Source organism: Umezawaea tangerina (assembly GCF_003002815.1).
Taxonomy (GTDB): domain Bacteria; phylum Actinomycetota; class Actinomycetes; order Mycobacteriales; family Pseudonocardiaceae; genus Umezawaea; species Umezawaea tangerina.
This window is the reverse complement of record NZ_PVTF01000009.1, coordinates 66422-80768: the sequence shown is the minus strand read 5'-3', so window position 1 is coordinate 80768 and position 14347 is coordinate 66422. Positions and strand designations below refer to the sequence as shown.

General features: G+C 73.7%; 12 protein-coding genes. 4 read left to right on the top strand and 8 right to left on the bottom strand.

Annotated features, from left to right (window positions below):
* Positions 1-315 precede the first annotated feature (315 nt).
* Positions 316-633, top strand: coding sequence for a hypothetical protein (locus tag CLV43_RS28500; protein ID WP_106190770.1), 318 nt, complete (start codon positions 316-318; stop codon positions 631-633).
* A 4-nt stretch (positions 634-637) separates the two neighbouring features.
* On the opposite strand, the gene CLV43_RS28495 is transcribed toward CLV43_RS28500, so the two are convergent.
* From CLV43_RS28495 to CLV43_RS28465, 7 genes are all read right to left on the bottom strand, one after another.
* Positions 638-2251 carry a peptide chain release factor 3 gene (locus CLV43_RS28495; RefSeq protein WP_106190769.1) on the bottom strand — a complete coding sequence of 538 codons (1614 nt, stop codon included), beginning with the start codon at positions 2249-2251 and terminating at the stop codon, positions 638-640.
* A gap of 167 nt (positions 2252-2418) precedes the next feature.
* Positions 2419-4182, bottom strand: coding sequence for a glycoside hydrolase family 6 protein (locus CLV43_RS28490; protein ID WP_106190767.1), 1764 nt, complete (start codon positions 4180-4182; stop codon positions 2419-2421).
* Positions 4183-4602: 420 nt separating this feature from the next.
* Positions 4603-5574: a phosphotransferase enzyme family protein gene (locus tag CLV43_RS28485; RefSeq protein ID WP_146174945.1), complete on the bottom strand. Its 972-nt coding sequence runs from the start codon at positions 5572-5574 to the stop codon at positions 4603-4605.
* Positions 5571-6758: a CHAT domain-containing protein gene (locus CLV43_RS28480; RefSeq protein ID WP_106190764.1), complete on the bottom strand. Its 1188-nt coding sequence runs from the start codon at positions 6756-6758 to the stop codon at positions 5571-5573. The genes CLV43_RS28485 and CLV43_RS28480 overlap by 4 nt, the downstream gene beginning before the upstream one ends.
* A complete protein-coding gene (locus tag CLV43_RS28475; protein WP_106190763.1) occupies positions 6752-8512 on the bottom strand; it encodes a hypothetical protein in 1761 nt (586 codons plus the stop codon). Before CLV43_RS28475 ends, CLV43_RS28480 begins: the two co-directional genes overlap by 7 nt.
* Positions 8509-9516: a hypothetical protein gene (locus CLV43_RS28470; protein WP_146174944.1), complete on the bottom strand. Its 1008-nt coding sequence runs from the start codon at positions 9514-9516 to the stop codon at positions 8509-8511. The genes CLV43_RS28475 and CLV43_RS28470 overlap by 4 nt, the downstream gene beginning before the upstream one ends.
* Positions 9513-10787 carry a hypothetical protein gene (locus CLV43_RS28465; RefSeq protein WP_106190759.1) on the bottom strand — a complete coding sequence of 425 codons (1275 nt, stop codon included), beginning with the start codon at positions 10785-10787 and terminating at the stop codon, positions 9513-9515. Before CLV43_RS28465 ends, CLV43_RS28470 begins: the two co-directional genes overlap by 4 nt.
* 162 nt (positions 10788-10949) lie before the next feature.
* Here CLV43_RS28465 and CLV43_RS28460 point away from each other — a divergent pair, with 162 nt between their 5' ends.
* The 3 genes from CLV43_RS28460 (at position 10950) to CLV43_RS28450 (ending at position 13613) form a co-directional block, all read left to right on the top strand.
* Complete coding sequence (locus tag CLV43_RS28460; RefSeq protein WP_106190757.1) at positions 10950-12044, top strand: PA2928 family protein; 1095 nt, start codon at positions 10950-10952, stop codon at positions 12042-12044.
* A gap of 64 nt (positions 12045-12108) precedes the next feature.
* On the top strand, positions 12109-12888 hold the full coding sequence (locus tag CLV43_RS28455) for a hypothetical protein (protein ID WP_106190755.1): 780 nt from the start codon (positions 12109-12111) through the stop codon (positions 12886-12888).
* Between the two features lie 116 nt (positions 12889-13004).
* A complete protein-coding gene (locus tag CLV43_RS28450; protein WP_106190753.1) occupies positions 13005-13613 on the top strand; it encodes a TetR/AcrR family transcriptional regulator in 609 nt (202 codons plus the stop codon).
* A 15-nt stretch (positions 13614-13628) separates the two neighbouring features.
* Here CLV43_RS28450 and CLV43_RS28445 read toward each other — a convergent pair whose 3' ends face one another.
* Positions 13629-14303 (bottom strand): GntR family transcriptional regulator, encoded by a 675-nt coding sequence (locus CLV43_RS28445; protein WP_106190752.1) that lies wholly within the window; start codon positions 14301-14303, stop codon positions 13629-13631.
* Positions 14304-14347 lie beyond the last annotated feature (44 nt).

The window sequence follows — 14347 nt, the reverse complement described above, 5'->3', positions numbered from 1 at the left end:
AATCGGACGGCAAAGCCCTGACCGCATCAGTGGATTGACAGTAATGACCGCGCGTTCAACGGAATAGGCCGATTGGGTTGCCGCGACTCCCTGACCTGCGCGGTTCCAGGTGAGTAGGCCATATATCGCGATCATCGCACGGCGGCGCGGAAAAGAAATACGTTAACGTGAAAAAGGCGGGTGGCCTAATGCGGTCACCTTCGGGACCCCGTTGCCCGCGGTGTCGGTTTGTCGTGTTCGTCCGGATCCCGACCTCCGTGTGGAGATCCGGTGAATCCCCCCGACCGGCGCTACCGGCCCTGGCACACTCGCGGTATGCCCACCCGCAGACCCCATCTGGCCGTCAAGGCCGCGGGCTTCGCGCTGCCCCTGCTGCTCATCGCGCTGCTGGTGGTCGCCTACGACCACGACTGCTTCGGGTCGCTCGGCTGGGACGGCGGCGAGTACCTGTCCGCCATGGCGTGGACCGACGTCGGCGTGCTGTTCGTCGGCGCCGCCCTGCTCGCCGCCCCCGCCGCCTGGCGCTCACTGGGCGTCGGGATGCTCGTCGGCGGCAGCGCGGGGATCCTGCTCGGCATCGCGTTCCTGGCGCTGCTGATGGTCGCGATCGCCCGCACGCCCATCCCGTTCTGACCGGTCAGGTCGTCCCGGCGACCAGCGGCTCCAGCAGGAAGCCCTCGTTGAGCCGCAGCGTCACGTTGAGGGCGGTCTGGTCGGTGAACACGACCAGCTCGGTGCCGTCGGCGCGGGTGAAGTACTCGCCGCGGTTGCCGAGGTTGGTGGTGGCGCGCTGCTTCGGGTCGCCGAGCTTGCGGACCATCTTGTACGGCAGGTGGTCGAGCTTGACCTGGCAGCCGAACTCGGCGAGCAGGCGGTGCACGGCGACCTCGAACTGCATCGGGCCGACGGCGCCGAAGACCGGGGTGCCGTCGCCGCGGCGCTCGGAGCTGAGGACCTGCACGACGCCCTCCTGCGCGAGCTGGTCGACGCCCTTGCGGAACTGCTTGGCGCGGCTCAGGTCGGCCGGGTAGGCGACGGCGAAGTGCTCGGGGGCGAAGCTGGGCAGGCCGGGGAAGCGGACGGCGGGCTTGCCCGCGTGCAGGGTGTCGCCCACGCGCAGCGCGGAGGCGTTGATCAGGCCGATCACGTCACCGGGGTAGGCGACGTCGAGCGTGGTGCGCTCGCGGCCGAACACCTGCTGGGCGTACTTCGTCGCGAACGGCTTGCCGGTCGTCGCGTTGGTGACGACCATGCCGCGCTCGAACACCCCGGAGCACACCCTGGCGAACGCGACCTGGTCGCGGTGCGCCTTGTCCATGCCGGTCTGCACCTTGAACACGAACCCGGAGAACGGGGCGTCGAGGCTGCGCGACGTGCCGTCCACGCCGATGCGCGGGGTCGGGCGCGGGGCGAGGGCGACGATGAGGTCGAGCAGGTGGCGGACGCCGAAGTTGAGCACACCGGACCCGAACAGCACCGGCGTCCCGGTGGCGTCGAAGAACTTCGCCACGTCGAACTCTCCGCCGGAGATGTCGATCAGCTCGGCGCTCTCGACGGCGTGCGTCCAGTCCTCGCCCTCCTCGTCGAGCGCGCGGGCGGGCTCGATGCGCTCCTCGGGGGCGGCCGTGGCGCCACCGGCGGTGCGCGTGTAGCGGATGAAGCTGCCGTCGGCGCGGTCCAGCACCCCGCGGAACCGGCCCGCCTCGCCGACCGGCCAGGTCAGCGGCATCGGCTCCAGGTCGATCCGCTGCTTGATCTCCTCGCACAGGTCGAGCGCGTCCCGACCCGGCCGGTCCCACTTGTTGATGAACGTGATGACCGGGATGCCCCGGTGGCGGCAGACGTCGAACAGCTTCAACGTCTGCGGCTCCAGGCCCTTGGCCGCGTCGAGCAGCATCACGGCGCAGTCGACCGCCGACAGCACCCGGTAGGTGTCCTCGGAGAAGTCCGCGTGACCGGGGGTGTCGAGCAGGTTGATCACGGCGTCGCCGTAGGCGAACTGGAGCGCCGCCGACGTGATCGAGATGCCGCGCGACTGCTCCATCTCCATCCAGTCGGACACGACCCCGCGCCGCCCGGCCTTGCCGTGCACCGCGCCCGCCTCGGAGATCACCTTCGCGTGCAGCGCCAACGCCTCGGTCAACGTCGACTTGCCCGCGTCGGGGTGGCTGATGACCGCGAACGTCCGACGCCGACTCGCCTCGCGGAACGCGGTCGACGACGAGGTGTCCACCGGAGTGGTGGCGGTCATGGCGTGGTCCGTCCGATCTGTCGCGGTCAGGGGGGCACCTGAAATCTACCCTGATCGCCGGGCGCGGTTTCGCAGTGCGGCGCGCTGCGACCGCCGTCACCCGTCCGGGAAAGGCGGATGCCGCCCCCGCGAGGCGGGGACGGCATCCGGGGTGGTGATCAGGGGCTCTAGAGCGCCGGGTAGGCGTTCTTCAGGAGCTCCTGGAACTGGGCGGAGAACCACTGGCCCGAGATGGGCGCGTCCGGCAGCGCGCCGGACATGCTGTTGCCGTTGCGGACGTTGCCGGTGTACGTCGGGTCGCACATCCGGTCGAAGCCCTTGCCCTCGTTGTTCGGGATCTCCTTGCTCGCGCCGTCGGACTCACCCGGCGGCTTCACCCACACGTAGGCGTCGATACCCGACGCGGGAGCGGCCGTCGGTCGCGCGCCGAGGCCCGCGCCCTTCTGGTTGCACCAGTTGCCGAGGTGGATGCGCCGGTCGATGCGACCGCCGTCGACGTAGGCGTCAGCGCTCGTCGTCGGGCCGGGGCCCGTCGGACGGGCGGTGCCGCCCCAGCCGTTGCGGGAGGTGTCGATCAGCATGCCGATGTTCGAGTCGAAGCCCGACTGGATGGCGCGCTGGCGGAACGCCTGGGCGTAGGTCAGCTCGTCGACGTACTTGTTGTAGTCGATCCACTTGGCCTTCTCGCGGATCGGCTGGCCGCCGACGGTGTCGCCGATCTTGAAGTACGGCTCGGTGGTGGCGCCGTAGTTCGCGGTGTTGGCGATGAAGCCCTGCACGTTGGCCTTGGTGCTGCCGGAGGCGTTGGCCGCGGTGAACAGCAGGTCGGCCGACGGGCCGAAGTTGTCGTCCCAGCCGAGCCAGCCGTGGTGGCCGATGTCCAGGTAGTTGTAGACGTTCGGCACGGCGCCGAGCTTCGCCAGGGCGTACCCGACACCGGTCACGTAGTTGCCGTTGGCCTTCATGACGTCGCAGGCGGGGACCGCGGTCGGACGCGGGCTGACGTTGGTCAGCAGGTTCGGCAGCGAGTCGATCTCCACGACCGTCACGATCCGCAGCTTCGAGTACGCGGACCTGCCCAGGATCGCCGCGATCGGGTCGATGTACTGGGATTTGTACTTGTCGATCTCCGTCGGACCGAGCTCACCGTTGGACGCGAGCGCGGAGCAGTCGCGACCCGGCAGGTTGTAGATGACCAGCTGGATCGTCAGCGGCTGGCCCGCTGCCTGCCGCACCGCCTCGTCCAGGTGCGCGACCAGGCCCATGGAGGACGACGAGCCCTCGATCGCGGCGATGCGGTCCAGCCACACGGCGGTCGACACGTTCGACACCTTGGAGCCGCCCGGCTCGGCCGCGGCCTTCGACGACCAGTCCGGGTTCACGTACCCCTTGGCGCCCGCGTACGGGTTGTCCACCCGGCCGTTGCCGTTGCCGGGGTCGTTCGGCGTGGTGGTCGTGGTGGTGGTCGTGGTCGTCGTCGTGCCCGGCGCGCCGGTGCACGTGACGTTGTTCAGCGAGAACGACGTCGGCACCGCGTTGGTGCCGCTGTACGTGCCGTTGAACCCGATGTCCACCGTGCCGCCGGTGGCGATGTTGCCGTTGTAGGACATGCTCGCGGCGGTCACGGCGGTGCCGGACTGCGACCACGTCGCGTTCCAGCCCTGGCTGACCTTCTGGCTGCCGGGGAACGCGAACTTCAGCGTCCACCCGGACACCGCGTCGCCGACGTTGGTGATCTTGACCGATCCGGTGAACCCGCCGCCGCCCCAGTTGGACGTGGAGTAGTCGACCTTGCAGCCCGGTGCGGCTGACGCCTGCGTGCTCGTGGCGATGCCGATCATCGTCACGAACAGCGCGACGGTCGCGCCTATGGCCGCGATGCGCGGACCTCGGCGCGGTGGGCTCGGGTGCCCGCTTGAAGGGGAACTCATCTTTGCGATCTCCTCACGACGCCTTTGTCAGGGATCTCATGCGTTGGGGCGGCCATCCGGTTCTGCGTCTGGGAGCGCTCCCAGACAGGAGGGTAACGGCAGTGTTACGCGGTGTACAGACCGCATTTTCCGGACACGCTCCGCAGTCCACAGTGGATGGTCATCCGGTCGGAACGTCGGCATATGGCGGCATTTTCTGGCAAATAGACTGTTCGGGCACCATCGATCGGAGGGTGGTGCGGCCAGTGGGGGCAATGCCTTTTGGTCCGGTTGGTCCTTGTTGTGATCTTGGAGTGCGACCCAATTCCCTGGGAGCGTTCCCAGAAACGAGCTGACCTGCGGATATCTCGTCAGCGATGGGTTCGGACACCGGGTGATCCGCTCAGCCGACGGGACAAGATCGGGCGCGGCGGGTGCCGGTCAGCGCGGCCAGTCGGACCAGTCGGCGAGCCGGTCCAACGATGTCCGCAGGTCGCGGAGCTGTTCCACCGCGTGCACGTGCGCCCGTTCCCGTTCCGGAGCGCTCACCGGTCGGTGGCCCAGCGCCCGCCACAGCAGCCACGCGGCGGAGGCCAGTCGGCCGCGCAGGAGTCCGTCGAACGCCGTCTCACCCGGTTCGACGGGTCTCCCGCCCGCGGCGTGGTAGCCGCGCAGCACCCGGCGGAACCCGTCCCGGTCGGGCGCGAACGCCAGCGCGGTCCGCGTCACCTCCCACTCGGCGAAGTCCGCGCCCGCCCCGTCCCAGTCGACCAGTACCGGCTGTCCGGCCACGACCAGCACGTTGTCCGGCTTCACGTCCCGGTGCGTCGACACCGGGGTGAGCCCGGACGTGGGCGTCCGGTCGACGACCTCCTTCGCTCGCGCCACGTCGGGGAGGTGCGCGCGGACCGCGGCCAGGAAGTCGGCCGACGTGGGCGCGGGCGCTTCGTCGAGCCACACCCGCCACTCCGAGACCGGGTCCAGCGGGTACCGCAGCGGTCGTGGGGACTCCGGTCCGCTGGGCAGCGCGTGCAGGGTCGCGAGCGTCCCGCCGAGCCAGTCGAGCACGTCCTCGCCCGCCCACGGCGTTCCGGGGCACCACTCGTGCACCAGGAAGCTGACCGGCTCACCGTCGACCACGAGGTCGGCCAGCAGCGGAGCGGCGGGATCCAGCGGGGGCACCGGCCGCGGCATCGACACGCCCGCGCGGAAAGCCGCCTCCTGGACGTGCGCCGACTCCACGTGGTCGCGCATCCACCACGGCTCCCGCGACCGGTTGAGGCGCTTGACCGCCCACGTGCCGCGGGTCGTCGTCAGCCGCCACACCAGGTGCGAACCGCCGCCTGCGACCGGTTGCGGATCGCCGAGCGGCGTCCCGAGGGCGAAGGCGGCGGCCACCGCGTCGGCGTTCACCGGGGACCGGGTGCCCACGCCGTGGTGAACGCCGCCCACACGACCGGGGAGTGCGCCGGGTCGCCGGCCCGCTCCCACAGGTCCGCCCGCTCCCGCTGCCACGCCCCGAGCGCGGCCACCGGGTCCGCCGCCGACTGGGCCGCGTCCACCGCGACGACGGCCGGGCCGAGCACGGCGGTGGGCGGGAAGTCGGGGACGAGGTGGGCCAGACCCGCGTCGGTCGGCAGGGTCCACCTGGTCGACGCCACGTACTCGGCGCCGCCGTGCACCATCGCCGCGACCAGGCCGGTCGGTTCGGCGAACCGCACGTCGCCACCGCTCTCGCACGCCACCAGCGCCACCCGGTTGGGGATCCGCCACGGCTTCGGCGCGCCCGGCCGGTGGCCCAGCACGAGGTCCGCCGCGGTGAGCGGCCGATGCGCCCCGAGCACGGCGGCCCGGCCCTGGGTGTCCGCGCGGCACGACAGGTGCAGCCGCGCGTCCAGGCCGTGGCCGCCGGTCGTGACGTGGCCGACGTAGAGGAAGCGCGAGGCGTCGGCGAGCGCGGCCTCCAGGACGTCCCGGTCCACGTCGTCGCGGCGCGCGCCGCCCAGCGACTTCGCGAGGGCGGCGAGGTCCGAGCCGTCCGGGATCGGGCCGAGCACCGAGCCGAGGGCGGACGCGTCGGCGAAGCCGGGGACGCGCGGGTCGAGCACGCCGACGACCGGGCCGCGCGACGGCGACACCCGGCGTTCGGGGGCGTTGCGCACGGTCGCGGGCGGGAGGACCGACACGTCGGCGGCGTGCACGGTGCGTTCGCCGTCGTCGATCCGCAGCGCCTCCCAGGGCACGAGCGCGGTCGACGGCGAGGGCTGGACGCGCAGGTGCGGGCGCACGCCCTGGCCGATCACGGCGTTCAGCTCGCCCGCGAGCTGGTGGGGGAGCAGGGTGCGCGCGAGCCGCTCGGCCAGGGCGATCTCCTCGACCCGGTCGGTCAACGGCCCGTGGGTGAGCGCGCGGACGAGCGCCTGGTCGCCGGACTCGCCCGGCAGCGGCGAGGGGACGGCCCGCGCGAGGTCGTCGAGGGTCTGCTGGACGAGGGCGCGAGGCAGCACCAGCACGCGCGGCTGGTCGAGGGCGTGCTCCCAGCGCCAGGACACGTAGAGCTCGCCCGCGTCGACGAACCTCAGCTGCACGGCTACCACGACGCCACCGCCTCCGCGGAGCGCACCGGGAACCCGTAGCGCTGTTCGGCGACGTCGATCCACCGGTCCAACGTGGACGGAACGGCCGGGTCGAGGCGGACCCGCGGCGGCAGCGCGAACGCGGCCGCGGTGTCGGAGGCCGGTCCGGCGAGCGCGGACGCGGCGTAGGGGAGGTGCGGCTCCTCCCTGGTGCTCGGGGGAGTCGGCAGGAACAGCAGCTCGTCACGGGCCAGGGGTTGGGCTTCCTCGGCCCGCAACGAGACAGTCGCGGCGAGGTGGTCGATGTACGCGGCGGCCAGCTCCACGTCGCCGAGCGCGGCCACGGCCGTGAACGCCGACCGGGTCGCCGGTGCCGCCGCGAGCGCGACCCAGCGCTCCCGCAGCGGACCGTGCGCGAAGCGCTGCCGGACGGCCTCGGCGGCGAGCGCGGCGGGCAGTGCCAGGTCCAGCGCGCGGGCGCACAGCTCCCGCCGGTCGTCCACAGTGGACGACCAGCGCACCAGCGCGTCCGCCCGCCACCACGCGATGCCGAGCGCCACGTGCCACAGCCCGGCCCGGTCCCCGATCGCGATGGCCTCGCCGTACTCCTCGTCCGCCGCGGCGAAGTCGCCCAAGGCCTCCAGGGCGCCACCGCGCACCTGGTGGATCGCGATCAGCTCGACGGGCGTCACCTGGTCGCCGCGCAGGTCGCGCGCGCGGTCGAGCAGCCGCACCGCCTCCGCGGGCTCGCCCAGGCCGATCCGCACGGCCGCCCGGCCGTGCAGGCACACGGCGAGCACCCGCCGGTCCGTCCCGTGCCGGGCCTCGACCTCGGCGTACAGGGCGTCGGCCCGCTCGTTGTCGGAGTCGAGGTAGGCCAGCCGGGCCAGGCCGAGCAGGGCGGCGGCCTCGCTCGCGGTGTCGCCGGTCGCCGTGGCCAGGTCGCGGACCAGGCCGAACTGCTCGGCGCTGCCCGACGCGTCGCCGGTCGCCCCGGCGATCTCGGCCAGCGTGGCGTGCACGGACGCGGCCAGGTGCGGCGCCGTGCGGTAGGCGAGGTCCAGCGCGCGGTCCGCCTCGGCCGCGGCGTCGGCGAACCGGCCCGCGGCGGCCAGCACGCCCGCCCGCACGCTGCGCGCCCCGACGCCGTCGGGGGCGAGGTCGAGCGCGTTGTCCAGGTCCGCCAGCGCCTCGGTGAGCCGGGACGTGTGCCGGAGGTGCTGTGCTCGTGTGACCAGGGCGTTCACCAGCACGTCCGCGGTGCCGTGGACGTCACCGACCGCGGCCAGCACCGACCGGGCGACGTCGACGGCCTCGGTGCTCCAGCGCAGCACGTCCTCGGTCGTGCCGACGACCCCGGCGAGGTTGCCCGCGATGGCCGCCCGGCACACCAGGGCCTCGACGTCCTGCGCTGCCAACGTTTCCCGGTAGGCGGCCTCGAACACCGGCACGGCCCTCGGGGCGCCGGCGGCGGCCAGTTCGGCGCCTTGGGCGTTGAGGTCCGCGCAGTGCCGCCACCGGGGCCCGAGCCCACCCCGGCCCAGCGCCATCCGGGCCGCGTCGCGCACCGAGTCGTCCTCGGCCAGACCGATCGCCTCGGTGAGCAGAGCAGCCGACTGGTCCGGGGTGACCGCGGCGAGGTTGACCAGGGCCGCGGCGCGCTCGTCCGGCGTCGCGGCCGCGTCGAGCGCCGCGCGGAACGCGGCCGCCGCCCCGGTGTGGTCGTCGGCCTGGACCCGCCGGACGCCCTGGTCGGTGAGCTCCTTCCAGGTCACCGGGCCAGCCGTTCGGTCAACGTGGCGGCGGGCGAGCCGGGGCGGGAGCGGGCGTAGGCGATGATCTCCGCCCGCCGCCGTGGACCGTCGGGGTCGAGGGCCTGGTCGGGGTCGGCGAAGTCCGGCGCGTAGACCGTGAGCACGCGGTCGGCGGGCGGCAGCAGGAGAACGGTGGGCGGGACGGCGATCCGGCCGGTGAGCCTGCCGAGCGCATCGGTGCCGTCGATCGGCACGTCCACCCGGCCGAAGCGCGCCGCGAGCCGAGGGCCCGGCCGTGGACCGGGGCTGACCTCGACCTCCAGGAAGGTCGAGCCCTGGCGGCGGACAAGCGTCCACACCGCATCGGCGGCCGCGTCCACGACTCCCCGCGGCACCAGCGCCCAGTCCACGGCGGACGCTCCACTGAGGACGGTCACGCCGTCGCCGCGATCCCCTCCGCCCGCCGCGAGGGCGTAGGACGACCGGGTCGGCGCGGGAGCCGTCGCGGGCACGACGCCGTGGTCCTCGGCCAGCTCCGCCAGCCTGGCGGCCAGCACGGCCGCCGCGGGGTCGGACGGCAGCGCGCCGACCGCGGCGAGCGCCCGTGCCACCGCGTCCTCGTCGTCCAGCAGGTGTTCGACGTCACCGACCGCGACCGCCAGCTCGGCGGCGAGCAGCACCGGGTCGAGCGCGGGCACCTCGGCGGTCGCGGACGCGGGCCACCAGGCGTCGGCCCAGGCCAGGTGGGCCGCGACCCGTGCGGCGTCGAGGACCCGCCGGTCGCCCTCGACGGGGTCCACCTCGTCGGCGCCCGCGAGCACCGCGGCCGCCGCGTCCGGTCCGTAGACCTCCCACAGCCACTCCGCCGCGCGGTCGGGGTCGTGGATCCGGGCGCTGGGCACGACGTCGTCGGCAGGCACGTCCCACGCCAGCAGCGCGCCCCTGGCCTCCAGCAGCGCCGTCCGCTCGGGGTGCGCGGGCCACTCGCCGACGACGATCCCGTCGTCCGCCCGTCCGATCCTCACCACGGGTCTCCCGCCGACTGCCGTTCCAACGCCGACCGCAGCCGGTCGCGCTGGTCGAGGATCACCGACCGCAGCACGCCGTCGAGCAGGTCCCACAGCCCGTCGGCGGTGACCGCGTCGTGCCGCAGCTCGCGGCCGTGCACCCGCACCCAGAGCCGCCGCAGGTAGGCCTCGCGCACACCGTGCACGTCCGCGCGGACGCCGTCGGGCACGCTGGTGGGCATCCGCAGCGCGCGGTGCACGTACGCCTCGCGGTCCCACCGCAGCCGCAGCCTCGCGGTCGCCCCGCCCGCCGGACCGACCGGCCCGCCGACCAGCGCCGCGGCCGCCTCCCGGCCCAGCACCAGCGCCACCCGGCCCGCCTCGTCGGCCAGCTGCCACGCCCCGGCCGACCGGCTGATCTCGAGCCGCACCAGCTCCGGCACGTCCTCCAGCGCGTCCCGGTGGAACGCCGAGGTCAGCGCGGAGAACAGCCGTTCCACGATCGACCGGTCGAACGGCTTGGGCAGGCTGTTCTTCGACGCGGTCCGCCCCAGCACCGGCGGCTCGGGCACGGTGAGGTCGGTCAGCCCGTGCGCTCGCGCCACACCGGGCCGGTTCAGCTCGACCGCCCCCCAGCTGCCCACGAGGTCCGCGACCAGCGCGTCGAACAGCGCCTCGTCCGGGGCAACCGGGCAGCTCGCCAGGAACTCCGCGGCCCGCACGGCGTCCGGCGCGGGCCCCGGCTCGGTGGTGCCCGCCCACGCGGCGTTCAGCAGCCGGACCAGCTCGCCCACGTGGCCGGGGTCGGTCACGAAGTCGCGCAGTCTCGCCACGGTCGGCCCATCCTGCCCATGCACCTCGGCAAGCACGGCGGCGGCCGTCCGCGCGGCCGCCGGGTCGTCGCGGGGACCGCCGTGTTCGCTCGCGAGCTCGTAGCAGCGCTGGAAGTACAGGTCCTGCGGGTTGCCCTCGGTGATCCCGGCCCGCCGCCGTTCCTTCTTCAGGACCAGGAACCACGCGGCGGTCGCGGCCAGCACCGGTCCGGCCGCGGTGATCCGGTCGCGCAGCGCGTCGACGTGCTCGAAGCCGATCGCCCCGGCGGCGAAGCGCGGGTTGAGCACCGGGCGCAGCACCAGCGGGTCGAGGATCAGCTTCACCGTGCGCGCCAGCGGACGGCCCGCCCCGTTGCTCAGCGGCGCCACCGCCTCGCCGAGCCCGGCCCACGCCTGCGCGATCAGCAGCCCCCGCGGCAGCGCCGCCTCGGCGGCTCGGGCGCTCGTGGTGCTCACCCGCCGGAGCCTAATGCGCCGACCCCGGTCCCGGTGCCGCATTCCCCCGGTTCGCGTCGTCGCAGGTCGCGGACGTGCTCCCGGCATTCCTGTGATCGGTAGGCGGGCAGCGCGCCGGAAGCTTCTCCCACAACGACCGAGACCCGGCAGGGAGCCAGTCCCATGTACCAGACACCGCAGCCCTACACCCCGGTAGCGCCCTACGAGGCGCCGCGCCGCGTCCGCCGTCGGTTCCCGAGGTTCCTCGGGGTGCTGGTGCCGCTGGTGTTCTTCGCCTTCATGTTCTTCGGGTTCTCCTACCTCGCCAGCCCCGAGCCCGACGTCCACGTGCAGCCCGGCATCGCGGCCACCTCCGTCGACGGCCACGACGTCGTCCTGGTGCCCTACGAGCGGCACGGCGCACGGGGCATGTTCCAGCTGATGGCGAAGGACATGTTCCAGGTGCGGCTGGCCGCGGCCGACCCGGCCACCGGCGCGGTCCTGTGGGACACGCAGCTGTCCGACGAGCTCATCTGGAACGCCTCGGTGCTGGCGGCGGGGGCGAAGTACGCCTACCTCGCCACCGACTCCGGGCTCGTGGTCGTCGACCTGCACGGCGGGGCGATCGTGGCCCAGGGGGACAAGGTCACCGGGCTCGGCGGCCAGTTCGTCGCCGCCCCCTCGGCCTACGGCTACGACGCCGCGAGCCACCGGGTGGTGGCCATGAACGCCGACGGCGCGGTGCTGGCGATCCCGTTGGACGACCTCGTCGCGGCACCGGCCGACCAGGCCACCGCGGCGGCGTGGGCGGGCGCCCTGTCCACCAGGACGAGCCTCCCGACCACCCCGTCGACGGCGGCCAAGGCCGCGCTGGGCTCCGACGGGCGGATCGAGCTGCGGGAACGGCCGGGCGCGCCGGGCGGTGTGCTGGTCAGGGTCGCCGCCGACGGCACCGAGACCCCGGCGGGCGTCACCGTGTTCCACGGCGCGGCGATCGTGCTCGACGGCGGGAACGCCGCGGGGAGCGCGTCGGGGCACGTCCTGGTCCGGCACAAGCGGTCCGTGAACGACACCGGCACGGCGCTGAGCGCCGTGTCCCTCGCGACCGGCGTGGTCACCGGCTCGCTGGACGTCACCTCCGCTCCCGACCGGGCGGTCACCCTCCCCGGAGGCTCGACCGCGGTGGCCGCGGGGGACCAGGTCGTCGCACTCGGCGCCGACGGCCGCGTGACCGCACTGCACATCGGGGCCACCGACTTCTTCGGTTCCCCGTCCTGACCGACCGCCAGACCCGACCGACCACCAGACCCGATCAGCACAAGAAGAGGGAAGAGACACCACCATGAAGGCAATCGCCTGGGCCGTCCTCGTCGTCGGACTCGCCTGCACCGCCATGTTCGTCGCCACCGGCCTGTCCGCGGACCGCGAGCTGGCCTGGGTCAACGGCTGGATGGCCGGACCGATGATCCTGCTGTTCGTCGCCCCGATGATGTTCTCCCTGGCGGGCAAGCTCGGCGGAGGCTTCGCCGCGCTCCGCGGCGGTGTGCCCAAGGAGTTCCTCGGCGCCCCGATCGCCATGGGCACGGTCGTCGCGGTCTCCCGGACGGGGCTGAGCGTCAACGACCAGCCGCAGCTGGAGATCCAGCTCGACGTCGACACCCCCGACGGCCGGTCGTTCCGCTCCGCCGCCCGCCAGATCGTGGACCTGACCGAGCTCGGCGCGGTCCGCCCCGGCGCGATCCTGCCGGTCCGCTACCTGCCCGACGGCCGGGTCGCCCTGGCCACCGACGCCTCGCAGCAGGAGCTCCAGGCCTCGCTGGACCGCGTGCAGCTGGCCAAGGGCCACGTGACGCCGAAGCAGCTGCACATCGCCGAGCAGGGCGCCGACGCGCAGGCCGTCGTGCTCGCGATGGCGCCGACCGGGCAGGTCCGCAACGGCCGGTCGGTGGTCCACCTGACCCTGCGCATCACCCGGCTCGACGGCACGATGTTCGACCTGGTGCAGGAGAAGGCGATCCCGCCGACCGCCATCCCGCAGCTCCAGCCGGGATCGGCCGTGCGGGTGAAGTACCTCCCGCACGACGAGTCCGAGGTCGCCATCCTCACCACTCTGGTGCCGTGACCGGTGCCGGGCGCCGTCCGCGAGGACGGCGCTTCGCGCTGTCCGGGGCCGGGGAGGCGGAGCACTCGGCCGGGTGGTGGTCGACCTCCGGTCTGGACGAGTGTCAAGATGTCCAGGTGGAGACCAGATCGCTGCGCGTCTACGGCGGAGTCACCGGCCAGGACCGCCGCTCCGACCGCCGGGCGCAGCTGCTGGCCGCCGGTTACGACCTGCTCGCCGGTGTCGGAGGCGAGTTCAGCGTGCGCGGGGTGTGCAAGCAGGCGGGACTCACCGCGCGCTACTTCTACGAGAACTTCGCCGACCGCGACGCGCTCGCCGTCGCCGTGTACGACGGCGTGATCGAGGACATCGTCACGGCCACCCTCGCGGCCGTGGACGCGGCCCCCGCCAACGCCAGGGCCAAGGTCGGCGCCGGGCTCGCGGTGCTGGTCTCCCGGATCCGCGATGACCCCCGTCGGGGCAGGCTGCTGTTCGCCCACGACCTGGGCGCCACCCCCGTCGTCGCCCGCCGCCGCGTCGAGTCGACCCGGCGGTTCGTCCGGCTGCTGGCCGGGCAGGCCAGGGCGTTCCACGACGACGCCCGGCCGGAGGTGGCCGCGGAACTGCTGGTCGGCGGTCTCGCGCAGGTGCTCACGGCCTGGCTGGACGGCGACCTGGTGATCTCCGAGAGCGACCTGGTCTGCCGGTGCACGGACTACTTCGTCGCCGTCGGCCGCCTGGTGTGAGCCGTCGGCGCCGCGTCAGCCCTGGTCGGCCCGCGCGTTCAGCTCGGCGAGGTGGGCGACGAGGCGGTCGGCGCCGTCGGTGAAGTGGCGGGCCATCGCGGCGCGCGCCTCGTCCGGGTCGCCCGCGGCCAACGCGGTCAGCAGGGTGGCGTGGTCGGCGGCGGTGCGGGTCCGCCAGTCCGGGTCGGAGGAGTAGACGCCCGCCGGGGTGTAGCGGGTGGCGTTGTCGAGGAACCACGAGAGCTTGCGGGCGTCGGCGACGAGGTTGACGGCGCGGTGGAACTCGAACTCCCGGCGCTCGACGGCGGTGGTGTCGGCCGTGCGGGTCGCGGCGACGAAGTCGGCGTCCAGGGCCCGCAGCCGCGCGAGGTCGTCGGGGGTGGCCTTCGCCGCGGCGCGGGCGGCGAGCTCGGCCGCGATCCCGGACTGGAGCCAGAACACGTCGCGGACGTCCTGCTCGGTCAGCGGGTTCACCACGTAGCCGCGGCGGGGCGCCAGGTCGACCAGGTCCTCGCCGCGCAGGGCCACCAGCGCCTCGCGGACGGGGGTGGCGCTGACGCCGAGCTCTCGGGCGACCTCCTCCAGGCGGATGAACCGGCCGGGCCGCAGCCGTCCGGACATGATCGCGCCGCGCAGGTGGGCCGCGACCTCGTCGGCGAGCTGGGGGCGCGCGTCGGCACCGATCGTCATGGTGGTCCGTTCCCGTGCACCGGAGTCTTGACATCATATAAAAT

Excerpts from the sequence above, each read along its gene's own strand:
- CLV43_RS28500 (WP_106190770.1), top strand. The coding sequence starts at position 316 with ATGCCCACCCGCAGACCCCATCTGGCCGTCAAGGCCGCGGGCTTCGCG.
- CLV43_RS28495 (WP_106190769.1), bottom strand. The coding sequence starts at position 2,251 with ATGACCGCCACCACTCCGGTGGACACCTCGTCGTCGACCGCGTTCCGC.
- CLV43_RS28490 (WP_106190767.1), bottom strand. The coding sequence starts at position 4,182 with ATGAGTTCCCCTTCAAGCGGGCACCCGAGCCCACCGCGCCGAGGTCCG.
- CLV43_RS28460 (WP_106190757.1), top strand. The coding sequence starts at position 10,950 with ATGTACCAGACACCGCAGCCCTACACCCCGGTAGCGCCCTACGAGGCG.
- CLV43_RS28455 (WP_106190755.1), top strand. The coding sequence starts at position 12,109 with ATGAAGGCAATCGCCTGGGCCGTCCTCGTCGTCGGACTCGCCTGCACC.
- CLV43_RS28445 (WP_106190752.1), bottom strand. The coding sequence starts at position 14,303 with ATGACGATCGGTGCCGACGCGCGCCCCCAGCTCGCCGACGAGGTCGCG.